The following is a 14,182-nucleotide window of genomic DNA, read 5'->3' as shown; positions in this document are numbered from 1 at the left end:
GCAACTCCTGGGATACGGAAGGGGGTGCTACTCGACGCGGCGCAGGGCGTCCGCGGGGCGCAGACGGGAGGCGCGCCAGCCGCCGAAGGCGCCGGCGATCAGACCGCCGGTGACGGCGAGGGCGACCGCGAGGGCGATGGTCGAGAGGCTGACGGGCGCGGTGAGCGCGACCTCGAGGGTCTTGGCGGCCCGGCGGCCGCCGAAGCCACCGCCGCCTCCGCCGAAGCCGCCACCACCGCCTCCACCGCCGAGCTGGGCCTGGAGCGTGGGGCTGATCGCCGTGACGGCGTAGGCGCCCGCGAGGCCCAGTGCGATCCCGAGGACACCGCCGACCAGTCCGTTGACCATGGCCTCACCGACGACCTGGCGGGTGACGCGGCCGGACTTCCAGCCGAGCGCCTTCAGGGTGCCGAACTCCCGTACCCGGCGCGAGACGGCCGAGGAGGTGAGCAGGCCCGCGACCAGGAACGCCGCCACGAGCACGACGAGGGACAGCCACTTGCCGACGTTGTCGGCGAGGCCGGCAGCGGTGGAGAGCGAACCGGAGACCGTGTTCGCGAGGTCCGCGGAGGTGGTGACCGTGGTCCCGGAGATGTTCTTCTGGATGGCCTTCTTGACGCTCGCGATCTGCTGGGAGTCCCCGGCCTTGACGTAGATCGTGGTGACCTTGTTCTTCGCGTCCGCGAGCGTCTGCGCCTGCTGCAGCGGGATGTAGAGGTTGGCCGCGGAGTCGCCGCTGTCGGCGGTCGCGATGCCGATCACCTGGAACTTCACGCCCTTGATGGTGACGCTGCTGCTCGTGGTGAGCTTCTTCTCCTTGGCGTACGCCGAGTCCACCACGGCGACCTTGGCGTCGGTCTCCGAGGTCTTGAACGTACGGCCGCTGGTGATCTTCGAGGAGGTCAGCGGGCCCAGGGTGGGCTTGGTGACGTCGGTGCCGTAGACGGAGTAGTTGTTGACGTCGAAGTTGGCGCCGCCGCCCTCGACCTGGCCCCCCAGCCCGCCCCCGCCGTAGCCGCCCCGGCCGCCCTGTCCGCCGCCGCTGCCCTGGTCCTGCTTGAACTGCCCCCGGGTGAACTGTCCGCTGATCTTGATGACCCGGAGGCTGAGTCCGCCCACCGCGCTGGAGACGCCGCTCTGCGAGCCCACCTTGGTGACCGTGCTGTCGGCGAGGGTCTCGAAGCCCTGGACCATCACGCGGTCGCTGCTCTGGGTGCCGCCGGAGTTGTTGTCCTGGGCGCCGAACTTGAAGCGCGGACCCTGAGATCCGTCGGAGGCGGGCGCCGCCGCCTTGGTGACGGTCATGTCGGTGCCCAGGCCGTACAGCGACTGGAGCACCTTGTCCTGCGCCTTCCCCATGCCGGACGACACGGAGTTGACCACGATGACCAGGGCGATGCCCAGGGCGAGCCCGGAGGCGACGACGAAGGCCGCCTTTCTACGGCGGCGCAGTTCGCGCCTCAGGTAGGTGAAGAACATGGCGGCAAGCTAGGGATGCAGACTGATGAACCCATAAACCGGACATAAGAGAACGATGAGAAGCCCGTGGCACGCCGCGAGCCGCGCCGCGCGGGACCCCGCGGATCCGTCCGCCGGTCCGTAGCGGGGGAGAACGGCGATGCCGCCGGCCGCCCGGGTGGGCGGTCGGCGGCATCGGCAGGGAGGTGTCGGCGGCCGGCGGGTCAGGCGGCGGAGCCGGCCTTCCACTGGTCCCAGCTCATGTTCCAGCCGTTGAGGCCGTTGTCCGGGGAGACCGTCTTGTCGCCGGTGTTGGAGACGACCACGACGTCGCCGATGAGCGAGTGGTTGTAGAACCACGCGGCGGGCGTGCCCGGGTCGTTCGCGCCCTTCTTGTCCTGGAGGCCGACACAGCCGTGGCTGGTGTTGACGCCGCCGAAGACGGAGGGCGCGCCCCAGTAGTTGCCGTGGATGAAGGTGCCGGACGTGGTCAGGCGCATGGCGTGCGGCACGTCCTTGATGTCGTACTCGCCCTTGCCGTCGGAGTCCTTGAAGCCGACCGTCGCGCCGTTCATCCGGGTCTGGGTGAACTTCTCGGAGATCACCATCTGGCCCTGGTACGTGGTGTGGTCGGGCGCGCCCGCGGAGATCGGGATGGTCTTGACGGTCTTGCCGTCCTGCGTGACCTTCATCTCCTTGGTCTTCGCGTCGACGTAGGAGACCTGGTTGCGGCCGATCTTGAAGGTGACCGTCTTCTGCTGCACACCGTAGATGCCGCTCGTGCCCTCGACACCGTCGAGGTTGAGCTTCATCGTGACGGTGGAGCCTTCCTTCCAGTAGTTCTCGGGGCGGAAGTCGAGCCGGTTGGCGCCGAACCAGTGCCCGACGACCTCCTGCCCGCTGCTGGAGCTGACGGTGATCCCCTTCTGCACGGCCGCCTTGTTGGTGATGGCCTTGTCGAAGTTGATCGAGACCGGCATGCCCACACCGACGGTGGAGCCGCTCTCCGGGGTGAAGTTGCCTATGAAGGAGTGGGCCGGGGCCACGGTCGTGAACGAGGCGTTCTCGTGGGCGTCGCGGCCCTCGGAGTCCGTGGCGGTCGCGGCGACCTTGTAGGTGGTCGCCCGCTCCAGCTGGCCGGTGGGCGCCCAGCTCTTCTTGTCGGCGGATATCTGGCCCGTGACGGGCGTGCCGGACGCCGTGGTCATGGTGACCTGGGTCAGGGTGCCCTTGGCGACCGTCACCTTGGCCGCGTTGTTGATGGAGGCGTTGTCGGAGCCGTCGCCCGGCGTGATCTTGATCTGTGCCTGGGAGCTCTTCTGGGCGGCCGCCTCGTCGACCTTGGCCTGCGAGGTGGAGTCCCCGCCGCTGGCCGCCTTGCTGCCCCCGCTGCACGCGGTGAGCACCAGCATTCCGCCGAGCAGTGCGGACGCGGCCACCAGGCCCTTGCGCCGCTTACTGTCCGTCATCACACGCTTCTCCATCGTTGCCGAATCCCCAAAACCCCGTACTGCCCCCCGTAAGAACTTTCAACGCTACGGCCGGTTCGACCCGTTCCACATCCGGCCGACATGTGGTCCACACCACGTCTCCGCGTCTGCCCCACCCGCCCCCGGGCAACCCCCGCGTGGTCTCCGGTCACGGCGGAGCGCCGCTGGAGACGACGGACCCCCGGGCGCCGGTCACCGCCCGGGGGTCACGATTGTCCCAAGACTCATCCGCCGAGCCCGGCCCCTTGTCGGTGCGCGTCAGTACTCGTCCCCCTCGCCCTCGTCCTCCTCGTCGAGGACCCAGTCCGGCGAGTCCGGGTCGTAGTCGATCTGCTCGCTGCTCCAGGACGCCTGGGCCAGCTCCAGCCCCGGCACCGGGCCGAGCAGGTCGGCCGGGTCGACGAGGTACGCGAGCGCCTCGGCGGTGTCCTCCGTCACGGCGGTCTCGGTGTACATGCGCTCCGCCTCGGGCATGTCCGTGTCCTCGGCGGTTCGCTGCAACGCGGCCTTGGTGACGGCGTCGGGATCGGCGACCTCGACGATCAGCTCCACGCGAAGCCGAACAAAACGTGATGTCTCAGAAGTGCTCATGGCGGGAGCGTACGGCCCACGGGGGCCGCGACTTTCCCACGACCCGCGCCTTTCACTAGCATCGCTGTACACGGCCAATTCGCAAGCGCCTCAGGGGGATCGGTATTTCGTGTCCGCCGCACGTCGATCGTCGTCCACCGCACGCCGGACCTTGTTGACCGCCACGGCAGCGGGAACCCTGCTGGGTGCCCTGTGGTTCGTCCCGTCCGCCAACGCGACACCCACCGCACCCGATCACCACCCGGCGGCCTCCACGCGGGCGTCCACGGATCAGGACGCCACGGGGGCCGCCCTGGCGGACGACGCGACGGACACCGGTTTCGCGCGGACGGCCCCCACTGCGACGGACGAGACGGCGACCGGCACCCAACTCGCCGACACCGGAAGTGTGGACACCACGCCCTACCTGGTGGGCGGCGCGCTCTCCCTGTGCCTCGGCGCGGGCTTCGTGACGTACTCGGTACGCCGCGAGCGCATGGAGGCCTGCTAGGGCCTGTCGTCGAACTCGCGTCGTCGCCCGAAGGGCGGGGCCCGCGGCGTCCGGTGCGGCGCATCGCAGCGCGGAGGATCGTCCGCGTACTGGGCTTACGCGGACGACCCCGACAACGCGGCGAGGTGCCGTACCAGGCGCCGCGAGCGAGACAGGTCTGTCGAAACAGGGCCCTGGGCCTGCCGGCTGACGGATCGAGGGGCCGCCGTTCCCATGGCGGCGGCCCCTGAGCCTCTGCGGCCTCTGCTGCTCGGGCCTGAAGTCCTCAGGCCAGCGGCCCGGTGACCCCTTCCACGGCCGTCACGAGCCGCCCCGCCCGCACGAAGGCGTCCGCCGCCGCGAGGTCCGGGGCCAGGAAGCGGTCCGGGCCCGGGCCTTCGGCGCCCGCCGCACGCAGGGCCACGATCGCCGCACGGCTGGCGGGGGCCGGGGTCAGCCCCTCGCGCAGTTCGACGGCGCGGGCCGCCGCGTACAGCTCGATCGCCAGCACCCGGGTCAGGTTGTCCACGGCCGTGCGCAGCTTGCGCGCCGCCGACCAGCCCATCGAGACATGGTCCTCCTGCATCGCGGAGGACGGGATCGAGTCGGCGGAGGCCGGCACGGCCAGCCGCTTCATCTCGCTGACCAGCGCCGCCTGCGTGTACTGGGCGATCATCAGACCGGAGTCGACGCCCGCGTCGTCCGCGAGGAACGGCGGCAGACCGTGCGAACGGTTCTTGTCCAGCAGCCGGTCGGTGCGGCGCTCCGCGATCGACGCGAGGTCCGCCGCCGCGATCGCCAGGAAGTCCAGCACGTAAGCCACCGGGGCACCGTGGAAGTTGCCGTTGGACTCCACGCGTCCGTCGGGCAGCACCACGGGGTTGTCCACCGCCGCGGCCAGCTCCCGCTCTGCGACCAGGCGGGCGTGCGCCAGGGTGTCCCGGCCGGCGCCCGCGACCTGCGGGGCGCACCGCACCGAGTAGGCGTCCTGAACCCGCGGCGCGTCGTCCTGGTGATGGCCCGTCAGTTCCGAACCCCGCAGGACCGCCAGCATGTTGGCGGCCGAGGCGCCCTGGCCGGGGTGCGGGCGGATGGCGTGCAGCTCCGGCGCGAGCACCTTGTCCGTGCCGAGCAGCGCCTCCAGCGAGAGCGCGGCCGTGACGTCGGCCGACTTGTACAGGGTCTCCAGGTCCGCCAGGGCCATGACCAGCATGCCGAGCATGCCGTCGGTGCCGTTCAGGAGCGCGAGGCCCTCCTTCTCGCGCAGCTCGACGGGGGTGATGCCGTGCTCGGCGAGGAGTTCGGCGGCCGGCCGTACGACGCCGTCGGGGCCCTCGGCGTCACCCTCGCCCATCAGCGCGAGCGCACAGTGGGACAGCGGGGCCAGGTCGCCGGAGCAGCCGAGCGAGCCGTACTCGTGCACGACCGGGGTGATGCCGGCGTTGAGGAGGTCCGCCATGGTCTGCGCGACCTCGGGGCGCACACCCGTGTGACCGGAGCAGACGGTCTTCAGCCGCAGGAACATCAGGGCGCGGACGACCTCCCGCTCCACCCGCGGGCCCATCCCGGCCGCGTGCGAGCGGACGATGTTGCGCTGCAGCTGGGTGCGCAGCTCCTGGCTGATGTGCCGGGTCGCCAGGGCGCCGAAGCCGGTGCTGACCCCGTAGACCGGTTCCGGCTTCGCCGCCAGCGCGTCCACGATCTCGCGGGCCGCCGCGAGGGCCGTCAGGGCCTCCTGCGAGAGTTCGACCCTGGCATCCGCCCGCGCCACGGCGAGCACATCGGACGCGGTCACGCCGGACGTCCCCACCACCACAGTGTGCATATCCATATTCAGGAGCGTACGCAGTGAATTCAGAGATGTCACTAGGGGTCGCGTCACGAGTGGATAGCGGGTTGACCCCTTACCGGCCGCTCGCGGCGACCCTCAGTGACGGCCGCGGATACGGCGGCGCTCCCCCGCCGCGGGAGGCGGTGCGTCGGCCAGGCGTACGACCGGGTCGTCGGGCCCCTCACGGCCCGCGACCACGGGCTTCGCGGCCCGCAGCGCCTTGGCGCGATACTGGGCCGCGTCCGCGAGCCGGAACAGCCGACGGGCCGAGCGGACCGGGCCGATCGGATCCTCCGTGGAGGCGACCCCACAGGCGACGCCGTCGCCCAGCTCCAGCTCCGCGGCTCGGCGGCACACCTCGTCGGCGACCCGGACCACCTCGTCGGCCGGCGGGCCGACCGCGAGCAGACAGAACTCGTCGCCGCCGAGACGCGCGACGAGGGCGCCCGGCAGCATGGCGCCGCACAGCGACAGGACCGACCCGAAGCGCTCCAGAAGCCGGTCGCCCACGGCGTGACCCTGGGTGTCGTTGACCCGCTTGAGGCCGTTCAGATCGCAGATGACGAGCGAGACCACATGTCCGTCGCCGCGGTGCCCCTCGATCGCCTCGTCGAGGCGCACATCGACGGCTCGGCGGTTGGCGAGGCCCGTGAGCGCGTCGGTGAAGGCGAGCCGGTGGGCCTCCTCCAGGCGCTCGGTCTGGGCGAGCCCGGCGGCGACCACGGAGGCGAGGACCGTGGCGAAGTCGGTGTCGGCGCGGTCGAAGACGGGAGCGTCGGCCGCCCGGGCGACATACAGCTCGCCCCAGGCGCGGCCGTGCAGCACGACCGGGGCGACGACACAGCAGCCGCGACCCCGCCGGCGCAGCGCGGCGACCCGCTGGTGGGAGTACCCGGCGTGTCCGGTGGCGGCCGGTCCCCGGGCGCTCTCCACCCAGGCGCTGGGCCCGCCGCCGCCCGCCCAGCGTTCGTGGAGGAACTCGGTGATCTCCGGGAACTGGTGCACCGGGTACGTCTCGTCCTCGGGGAACTCCTCCTCCTCGGGCGCGCGGTCCCCGACGTTGACGAGGACCCGCAGCCGTCCGCCCTCGCGCTCCCACACGGAGAGCGCGGCGAAACTCCCGGAGAGGGCCCGGCACGCACCCAGTGCGGCGGCCCGCCAGGACTCCTGCGGGGTGTGTGCCGCCGCCATCCCCTGCGCCAGCGCCACCACGGCCTTCAGCCGGCTGTCCTCGACCACGACACCAGGCTAGGGACGATCAGCACGACATGAGACATCAGTGCGGCGATCAGGGGTCCGGCCGCACCACGACCCGCACCCCCTTACCCTTCGGCGCCCTCACGGCCTCCCGGAGGGCACCCGCCCCGTCCGGTGCCCCGGTGCTACTCCCCCGGCCACTGCGGCGTGCGCTTCTCGTTGAAGGCGGCGACCCCCTCCGCGCGGTCCCCCGAGAACGCCACCGAACGCCACGCCGCGTCCTCGACCTCCAGCCCGGCCCGCAGATCCAGGCCGTGGCCCAGCCGCAGGGCACGCTTCGCGGCGCGCAGCCCCACCGGGGAGTTCGCGGCGATACGGGCCGCGAGGGCGAGCGCCTCCGTACGGTCCTGGCCCTCCGCGACCAGTTCGTCGACCAGCCCCAGCCCGCGCGCCTCGGCCCCCTGGAGCCGCCGCGCGGTGAAGATCAGCTCCGCCGCGCGGGCCGCGCCCACCCGGCGGGGCAGCAGCTGGGTGCCGCCGCCGCCCGGGATCACCCCGACCGACACCTCGGGCAGCCCGACCACCGCCGTGGTGTCCGCCACGATCACGTCGCAGGACAGCGCCAGCTCGAAGCCGCCGCCCAGCGCGAACCCGTGCACCGCGGCGATCGTCGGCATCGGCAGCTCCAGGACCCCGGTGTACGCGGCACGGGCGACCGGGCGCTGGCGCACCAGATCGGCGTCCGTGAAGGAGTTGCGCTCCTTCAGGTCCGCGCCCACGCAGAACGCCCGCTCGTGCGTCGACGTCAGCACGGTCACCCGGGCGTCCCGGTCGGCGGCGAGGTGCTCGCACGCCGCGGTGATCGAGCGCGCCATCTCCGTGGACACCGCGTTCATCGCCTTGGGCCGGTCCAGCGCCAGCTCCGCGACGTACCCGTGCCGCCGTACGACGACGTACTCGCCGAACCGCCGCTCGTCCGTCTGCTCCGCCATGACACCCTCCCGGTTAACGCGGGTTAACTACCGACCGTCCGATCATGGCAGCCGAAGCGGTCCCGCGAAAGCCGCCAGGAGGCTCCACCGGGGCCGAGCCACCCAGCGCCACCCCACCTCTTTCGAGTGACATTCACCCCTTCTCCGCCGCGCCTCCCACCGATCGGCACATAACCTGCCCACCGCCAGAGCGCATCGGGGGAGCGCGGGCAGACCGGGGAGGACGAGCATGACGACGGACACGGCCACCGGCGAGAGCACGACGCCCACCGCACCCGGGCCCCCGGGTCCCGTGCGGTTCCGCCCCGCGGGCCGGCACCGCAGGCCACGCCCCCGGCGGGTGGCGCTCGCGCTCGGCGGCTTCGCCCTGGCCGCCGGGGTCCTGAGCCTCGTACGCCTCGCTCCGGAGGGGGTGACGGGCCAGGGCGGGACCGCCGAGGCCGAACCCCGCATCGACACCACCGACACGGCCGCCACAGTGGAAACGGCGCCGCGCAGGAGCGCGGACCACCCCACCACGACCGCCGTCATACGGGCGGCGGGCGCGAGCCCGGCCGCGACGGCCGCCGGCCGGCCTCCCGCCGAACCGTCCTCCTCGGCCACCTCCGCCGCGGATCCTCCGACCGGCATCCCGGAAGCCCCCTGGACGCCGACGGCCTCCCGTACACCCGGCTCCCCGGCGACCCCGCCGCCCACCGAGCCGCGGCCCGCCCCGTCCACGACCGCTCCCGCCGAGACACCCGCCCCCACGCAGAACCCCGCGGGCGTGTGCCTCCCGATAGTGGCGCTGTGTGTCAACGGGCTGCCGTTGCTGGGGGGTTGAGCCCTACGCCGTCCCCTCGCGGCGGGTCAGCAGCCACGGTTCGATCACACCGAGGCCACGCACCGGGCGCTGCCACATCGGCTGGAGCGCGAAGCGGTACAGGGGCGGCTCCTCGCCCTCCTTCTCCGCCGCGGCGGCGGCCTCGGCGGCCTCCGTCTCCGAGGCGGGCGCCTCGCCCGTGCGGATCAGCTCCTCCGCGAACGCGCCGTCGACCAGGACCGAGTCCCGGGGCGCTATGGAGGTGAGACGGCTGGCCAGGTTCACCGTCGTACCGAAGACATCGCCCATGCGCGTGGTCACCGTGCCGAAGGCGATCCCCACGCGCAGTTCCGGCATCGTCTCGTCGTTGGCCATCGTCTCGATGAGACGCATGGCGATCTCCGCGGCCGTACCGGCGTCGTCCGCCGCGTACAGCACCTCGTCGCCCAGCGTCTTGATGAGCCGACCGCCGTGCGCGGCCACCAGGTCGGCCGCGGTCGTCTCGAACGCCTCGACGAGCTCGCCGAGTTCCTCCTCCTCCAGGCGGCGGGTCAGCCGCGTGAAGCCGACGAGATCCGCGAAACCGACCGCGAGACGGCGGTCCACCATCTCCTCGTCGTCGGCGGCCTGGACGACCCGCCCGGTCGCGGCGGCGAGCTGGCGCCGCCAGACATAGATGAGGAACTCCTCCAGCTCCGGCAGCAGCAGCTCGATCAGGGGGTAGGTGACCTCGGTCCGGGTCATGCCCGGCTCCGGGGGCTCGGTGAGCCCCTCCAGGAAGGAGTCGATCTGCCACTCGGCCAGCCGGGCGGTGGTCTGCCCGGTGGAACGGGCCACCTGCACCGCCATCGCCTCGCTCAGCAGCCCCGCCTCGACCAGACCGGCCAGGCGGCGCAGGGCCAGCACATCGGCCTCCGTGAGGGCCTTGGCCTGCCCTATGTCGGCGAAGCCCATCGCCCGCCAGAAGCGGGACGCCAGCTCCATGGAGACGCCCGCGCTCCGGGCCGCCTGGAAGGGGGTGTACCGGCGCTCGGCCCCCAGGATGAGCTGCTCCAGACGGAGCGCCAGGGGGTTCTCCTCGGGCTCGGCGTGCGCGTCCCGCCCCGGTCCACCGTCGGGGGCGGGGTTTACGCCCGTGCCCGAGCCCGCGTCGTCGACGGTCACGCGTGCTGCCCTTCCGATCTGCCACGGTCAGGTATCGACCGCGGTCAACTCTACGGCAGGTGTGCGGTAGCTCACTCCTCCAGGAACAGCCGCCGCCGGGGACCCTCAGGTGCTCACGCCGGCCGAAGATGCACGATGTCCCCGGCTCCCACCGGCTCCTGCACCCCGTCCCGTGTCGCCAGCACCAGCCGGCCGTCGCTGTCGATCGCCACCGCCTCACCGGTGATGGAACGGTCGCCGGGCAGCTCGGCACGGACGAGACGGCCCAAGGTGGCGCTCCCGGCCGCGTACGTCTCCTGCAGACCGCAGGCCGCCGGATCGCCCTCCGCCGCGCGCCACCGCTCGTACCAGTCCTCCAGGGAGCGCAGCACGGCCCGCAGCAGCGGGTCGCGGTCCGTCGCACGAGCGCCCGCGAGCGCCAGGGAGCCCGCGGTGGGGACCGGCAGCTCGTTCTCACGCAGCGTGACGTTGATGCCGATGCCGACGACGACCCCGTCCTCGCCCGCGCGCTCCGCGAGGATCCCCCCCGCCTTGCGCTCCTCGTCACCCACGGTCACCATCAGGTCGTTGGGCCACTTGAGTGCCGTGTCGACGGCCGCGGCCCGGGCGAGCCCCGTCGCGACGGCGACCCCGGCGAGCAGCGGCAGCCAGCCCCAGCGGGCCACCGGCACGCCGACGGGCCTGAGCAGGACCGAGAAGAACAGGCCCGAGCGGGCCGGAGCCGACCAGGTGCGGTCGAGGCGCCCGCGCCCCGCGTTCTGCTCCTCGGCGACCAGCACGGCGCCCTCGGCGGCCCGGCCGGCCGTGGTGAGGGCCACGAGGTCGGTGTTGGTTGAACCGGTGCGCTGCACCACCTCCACCCCGGACCACAGCCCGCCCTCGCGCACCAGCGCCCGGCGCAGCGCGACGGCGTTCAGGGGCGGCCGCTCCAGGTCGGACCAGCGGCCGCCACCGCCTGCGGCATCGTTCCCGGGACGGTTCTCGTCTGAGGCATCTCGAGGCATCATGCAAGCCACCCTAGGTGTGGTAAACGCCGCACTGCCGATCGGTAGGCACCCCACTACGCTACGGATGAGTAACCGTTCGTTCTTCTGAGCATTCTCGTAGCACGTCACCCTCACGTCCCCACTGAGCAGGCAGGGAGCCACATCCCGATGTCCGAGCCGGAAGAGATCGACATTCACACCACCGCGGGCAAGCTGGCTGATCTCCAGCGCCGGGTCCAGGAGGCGACGCACGCCGGCTCGGAGCGCGCCGTCGAGAAACAGCACTCCAAGGGCAAGCTGACGGCCCGTGAGCGGATCGAGCTGCTGCTGGACGAGGACTCGTTCATCGAGCTGGACGAGTTCGCCCGGCACCGTTCGACCAACTTCGGGCTGGAGACGAACCGCCCGTACGGGGATGGCGTCGTGACCGGCTACGGCACCGTGGACGGCCGACCCGTCGCGGTGTTCTCCCAGGACTTCACGGTCTTCGGCGGGGCGCTGGGCGAGGTCTACGGCCAGAAGATCGTCAAGGTCATGGACTTCGCCCTGAAGACCGGCTGCCCGGTCATCGGGATCAACGACTCCGGCGGGGCCCGCATCCAGGAGGGCGTCGCGTCCCTGGGCGCGTACGGCGAGATCTTCCGCCGCAACACCCACGCCTCCGGAGTGATCCCGCAGATCAGCCTGGTCGTCGGGCCCTGTGCGGGCGGCGCGGTCTACTCCCCCGCGATCACCGACTTCACGGTGATGGTCGACCAGACCTCGCACATGTTCATCACCGGCCCGGACGTCATCAAGACGGTGACCGGCGAGGACGTCGGGTTCGAGGAGCTGGGCGGCGCCCGCACCCACAACACCGCCTCCGGCGTGGCGCACCACATGGCCGGGGACGAGAAGGACGCGATCGAGTACGTCAAGCAGCTGCTGTCGTACCTGCCGTCCAACAACCTGTCCGAGCCCCCGGTCTTCCCGGAGGAGGCGGACCTCACGGTGACCGACGAGGACCGCGAGCTGGACGTGGTGGTGCCGGACAGCGCCAACCAGCCGTACGACATGCACACGGTCATCGAGCACATCCTCGACGACGGCGAGTTCTTCGAGACGCAGGCGCTGTTCGCGCCGAACATCGTCACCGGCTTCGGACGGGTCGAGGGCCACCCGGTGGGCATCGTCGCCAACCAGCCGATGCAGTTCGCCGGCTGCCTCGACATCGACGCGAGCGAGAAGGCGGCACGCTTCGTGCGCACGTGCGACGCCTTCAACGTGCCCGTGATCACCTTCGTCGACGTCCCCGGGTTCCTGCCCGGCGTCGACCAGGAGCACACCGGCATCATCCGCCGCGGCGCCAAGCTGATCTTCGCCTACGCCGAGGCCACCGTCCCGCTGATCACCGTGATCACCCGGAAGGCGTTCGGCGGCGCGTACGACGTCATGGGCTCCAAGCACCTGGGCGCCGACGTGAACCTGGCCTGGCCGACCGCCCAGATCGCGGTGATGGGCGCGCAGGGCGCGGTCAACATCCTGCACCGCCGCACCATCGCCGAGGCGGAGGCCTCGGGAGAGGGTGAGGCGACCCGCGCCCGGCTGATCCAGGAGTACGAGGACACCCTCCTCAACCCCTACGTCGCGGCCGAGCGCGGCTACATCGACGCGGTGATCAGGCCGTCCGACACCCGTCGCCATGTCGTACGGGCGCTGCGCCAGCTGCGCACCAAGCGGGAGTCCCTGCCCCCGAAGAAGCACGGCAACATCCCCCTGTAAACCCCGGGACCCTTGGGAGCGGACATGACGATCAAGGTCGTACGGGGCAATCCGACCCCGGAGGAGTTGGCCGCCGCACTGGCGGTGGTCCGAGCCCGCGCCGCGGCGGCGGCCTCCATACCGCCCGGCGTGGCGCGGCACAGGGACTCCTGGGCCGACCCGGCCCGCATCGCCGCCCACCCGGTACCCCAGCCGGGCCCGACGGCGTGGAGCCGCACCTACTGGCCGGGCTAGGGCCTGTCGGCGAACTCCCGCCTGCCCCGCGAGGCCATGCACGCACTCTCGCCGCAGGGCCTCCCTTCGGGCGACGACGCGAGTTTGAGACAGGCTCCAGGGGGTGTCGGCCGGGCGGCTCGCCGCCCGGCCGACACCCCGCCGGTCGAAGTTGAGTACGCGTACTCAGGCGACCGGAGCACACCGGACGCACGATCGAAGGCATGCTGTGGTCCGACCCCGAGAACGAGCCGCCGAAGGAACTGCGCGACATGCAGAACATGTTGCGGCGGCTCGGGGTCCTGATGGCGCTGGCCAGCCTGCTGGCGATGATCGTCATCGGCATCCGGTGAGGCACGCCGATACGCTGAGCGCATGACCGTTCAGTCCCGCCGCCGTCTGGTGCTCGCATCCCAGTCCCCCGCCCGCCTCGGACTGCTCCGGCAGGCCGGGCTCGATCCCGAGGTCATCGTCAGCGGGGTCGACGAGGACGCCGTCACCGCCCCCACCCCCGCGGAACTCGCCCTCGCCCTCGCCGAGGCCAAGGCGTCCGTCGTCGCGGCGAAGCCCGAGGTGAAGGGCGCGCTGGTGATCGGCTGCGACTCGGTGCTCGACCTGGACGGCGAGGCCCTCGGCAAGCCCGCGGACGCCGAGGAGGCGACGGCGCGCTGGAAGTCGATGCGCGGCCGGGCGGGCACCCTTCAGACCGGCCACTGCGTCTACGACACGATCAGCGGCCGGTACGTGTCCGCCACCGCGTCCACCGTGGTCCACTTCGGCGAGCCGACGGACGAGGAGATCGCCGCGTACGTGGCCTCCGGCGAACCCCTCTACGTGGCGGGGGCCTTCACCCTCGACGGCCGTTCGGCGCCCTTCATCGACGGCATCGACGGCGACCACGGCAACGTCATCGGCATCTCGCTGCCCCTGGTCCGCCGGCTGCTGGCCGAACTGGGCGTCGGGATCACCGAGTTGTGGGCGCCGCAGGAGAAGTGAGCGACCGCCCGCCACGCGGGCCCGGCGTGGGCGCAGACCTCAGGGCGCGACGAGCGCGTGGCGGGCGCGAGCCTCAGGGCGCGACGGGCACGTGACGGGCGCGAGCCTCAGGGCGCGACGGGCGCGTAACGGGCGCGAGCCTCAGGGCGCGACGAGCGCGTGACGGGCGCGAGCCTCAGGGCGCGACGGGCACGAGCCCCAAGGCGACGGGCACGAGCCCCAAGGCGTGGCG

14 protein-coding genes are annotated in these 14,182 nt (G+C 72.1%); 6 read left to right on the top strand and 8 right to left on the bottom strand.

Annotated elements, in window-relative coordinates; translation table 11 throughout:
• Positions 1 to 27: 27 nt before the first annotated feature.
• The 3 genes from ACFY2Z_RS06655 to ACFY2Z_RS06645 all read right to left on the bottom strand — a co-directional run bounded on the left by ACFY2Z_RS06655 (position 28) and on the right by ACFY2Z_RS06645 (position 3,539).
• Positions 28 to 1,479 carry an ABC transporter permease gene (locus ACFY2Z_RS06655; RefSeq protein ID WP_390743064.1) on the bottom strand — a complete coding sequence of 484 codons (1,452 nt, stop codon included), beginning with the start codon at positions 1,477 to 1,479 and terminating at the stop codon, positions 28 to 30.
• 203 nt (positions 1,480 to 1,682) lie between these two features.
• Entirely contained in the window at positions 1,683 to 2,927 is a 1,245-nt protein-coding gene (locus ACFY2Z_RS06650; RefSeq protein ID WP_390743063.1) for an Ig-like domain-containing protein, read from the bottom strand.
• Positions 2,928 to 3,206: 279 nt separating this feature from the next.
• Entirely contained in the window at positions 3,207 to 3,539 is a 333-nt protein-coding gene (locus tag ACFY2Z_RS06645; RefSeq protein WP_390743062.1) for a hypothetical protein, read from the bottom strand.
• A gap of 109 nt (positions 3,540 to 3,648) precedes the next feature.
• On the opposite strand from ACFY2Z_RS06645, the gene ACFY2Z_RS06640 reads away from it, so the two are divergent.
• Positions 3,649 to 4,029, top strand: a complete 381-nt coding sequence (locus tag ACFY2Z_RS06640) for a hypothetical protein (protein ID WP_390743061.1) — start codon at positions 3,649 to 3,651, stop codon at positions 4,027 to 4,029.
• Between the two features lie 265 nt (positions 4,030 to 4,294).
• On the opposite strand, the gene hutH is transcribed toward ACFY2Z_RS06640, so the two are convergent.
• The 3 genes from hutH to ACFY2Z_RS06625 all read right to left on the bottom strand — a co-directional run bounded on the left by hutH (position 4,295) and on the right by ACFY2Z_RS06625 (position 8,028).
• Positions 4,295 to 5,833, bottom strand: coding sequence for a histidine ammonia-lyase (hutH, locus tag ACFY2Z_RS06635; protein WP_390743229.1), 1,539 nt, complete (start codon positions 5,831 to 5,833; stop codon positions 4,295 to 4,297).
• Positions 5,834 to 5,935: 102 nt separating this feature from the next.
• Positions 5,936 to 7,078 (bottom strand): diguanylate cyclase domain-containing protein, encoded by a 1,143-nt coding sequence (locus tag ACFY2Z_RS06630; protein ID WP_390743060.1) that lies wholly within the window; start codon positions 7,076 to 7,078, stop codon positions 5,936 to 5,938.
• A 143-nt stretch (positions 7,079 to 7,221) separates the two neighbouring features.
• Complete coding sequence (locus tag ACFY2Z_RS06625) at positions 7,222 to 8,028, bottom strand: enoyl-CoA hydratase/isomerase family protein (RefSeq protein ID WP_390743059.1); 807 nt, start codon at positions 8,026 to 8,028, stop codon at positions 7,222 to 7,224.
• Between the two features lie 229 nt (positions 8,029 to 8,257).
• On the opposite strand from ACFY2Z_RS06625, the gene ACFY2Z_RS06620 reads away from it, so the two are divergent.
• Positions 8,258 to 8,851, top strand: a complete 594-nt coding sequence (locus tag ACFY2Z_RS06620) for a hypothetical protein (RefSeq protein WP_390743058.1) — start codon at positions 8,258 to 8,260, stop codon at positions 8,849 to 8,851.
• A 3-nt stretch (positions 8,852 to 8,854) separates the two neighbouring features.
• On the opposite strand, the gene ACFY2Z_RS06615 is transcribed toward ACFY2Z_RS06620, so the two are convergent.
• Positions 8,855 to 9,994: an adenylate/guanylate cyclase domain-containing protein gene (locus tag ACFY2Z_RS06615; protein ID WP_390743057.1), complete on the bottom strand. Its 1,140-nt coding sequence runs from the start codon at positions 9,992 to 9,994 to the stop codon at positions 8,855 to 8,857.
• 113 nt (positions 9,995 to 10,107) lie between these two features.
• Entirely contained in the window at positions 10,108 to 11,001 is an 894-nt protein-coding gene (locus ACFY2Z_RS06610; RefSeq protein WP_390743056.1) for a biotin--[acetyl-CoA-carboxylase] ligase, read from the bottom strand.
• A 147-nt stretch (positions 11,002 to 11,148) separates the two neighbouring features.
• Here ACFY2Z_RS06610 and ACFY2Z_RS06605 point away from each other — a divergent pair, with 147 nt between their 5' ends.
• The 4 genes from ACFY2Z_RS06605 to ACFY2Z_RS06590 all read left to right on the top strand — a co-directional run bounded on the left by ACFY2Z_RS06605 (position 11,149) and on the right by ACFY2Z_RS06590 (position 13,950).
• Positions 11,149 to 12,741: an acyl-CoA carboxylase subunit beta gene (locus ACFY2Z_RS06605; RefSeq protein ID WP_390743055.1), complete on the top strand. Its 1,593-nt coding sequence runs from the start codon at positions 11,149 to 11,151 to the stop codon at positions 12,739 to 12,741.
• Between the two features lie 24 nt (positions 12,742 to 12,765).
• Positions 12,766 to 12,975: an acyl-CoA carboxylase epsilon subunit gene (locus ACFY2Z_RS06600; RefSeq protein WP_355919941.1), complete on the top strand. Its 210-nt coding sequence runs from the start codon at positions 12,766 to 12,768 to the stop codon at positions 12,973 to 12,975.
• A 203-nt stretch (positions 12,976 to 13,178) separates the two neighbouring features.
• Positions 13,179 to 13,307, top strand: a complete 129-nt coding sequence (gene mmpB / locus ACFY2Z_RS06595; RefSeq protein ID WP_355919944.1) for a morphogenic membrane protein MmpB — start codon at positions 13,179 to 13,181, stop codon at positions 13,305 to 13,307.
• A 22-nt stretch (positions 13,308 to 13,329) separates the two neighbouring features.
• Positions 13,330 to 13,950 carry a Maf family protein gene (locus ACFY2Z_RS06590; protein ID WP_390743054.1) on the top strand — a complete coding sequence of 207 codons (621 nt, stop codon included), beginning with the start codon at positions 13,330 to 13,332 and terminating at the stop codon, positions 13,948 to 13,950.
• Positions 13,951 to 14,182: the final 232 nt, after the last annotated feature.

The sequence above is a fragment of the Streptomyces sp. NPDC001222 genome (genome assembly GCF_042896945.1).
Taxonomy (GTDB): Bacteria; Actinomycetota; Actinomycetes; order Streptomycetales; family Streptomycetaceae; genus Streptomyces; species Streptomyces gibsoniae.
The sequence above is the reverse complement of the archived record's forward strand: the minus strand, read 5'-3'. Positions and strand labels throughout refer to the sequence as shown.

Bases quoted from the DNA above. Each gene is read 5' to 3' on its own strand.
- ACFY2Z_RS06655 (WP_390743064.1), bottom strand. From the start codon at position 1,479: ATGTTCTTCACCTACCTGAGGCGCGAACTGCGCCGCCGTAGAAAGGCG.
- ACFY2Z_RS06650 (WP_390743063.1), bottom strand. From the start codon at position 2,927: ATGACGGACAGTAAGCGGCGCAAGGGCCTGGTGGCCGCGTCCGCACTG.
- ACFY2Z_RS06645 (WP_390743062.1), bottom strand. From the start codon at position 3,539: ATGAGCACTTCTGAGACATCACGTTTTGTTCGGCTTCGCGTGGAGCTG.
- hutH (WP_390743229.1), bottom strand. From the start codon at position 5,833: ATGCACACTGTGGTGGTGGGGACGTCCGGCGTGACCGCGTCCGATGTG.
- ACFY2Z_RS06625 (WP_390743059.1), bottom strand. From the start codon at position 8,028: ATGGCGGAGCAGACGGACGAGCGGCGGTTCGGCGAGTACGTCGTCGTA.
- ACFY2Z_RS06620 (WP_390743058.1), top strand. From the start codon at position 8,258: ATGACGACGGACACGGCCACCGGCGAGAGCACGACGCCCACCGCACCC.
- ACFY2Z_RS06610 (WP_390743056.1), bottom strand. From the start codon at position 11,001: ATGATGCCTCGAGATGCCTCAGACGAGAACCGTCCCGGGAACGATGCC.
- ACFY2Z_RS06605 (WP_390743055.1), top strand. From the start codon at position 11,149: ATGTCCGAGCCGGAAGAGATCGACATTCACACCACCGCGGGCAAGCTG.
- ACFY2Z_RS06600 (WP_355919941.1), top strand. From the start codon at position 12,766: ATGACGATCAAGGTCGTACGGGGCAATCCGACCCCGGAGGAGTTGGCC.
- mmpB (WP_355919944.1), top strand. From the start codon at position 13,179: ATGCTGTGGTCCGACCCCGAGAACGAGCCGCCGAAGGAACTGCGCGAC.
- ACFY2Z_RS06590 (WP_390743054.1), top strand. From the start codon at position 13,330: ATGACCGTTCAGTCCCGCCGCCGTCTGGTGCTCGCATCCCAGTCCCCC.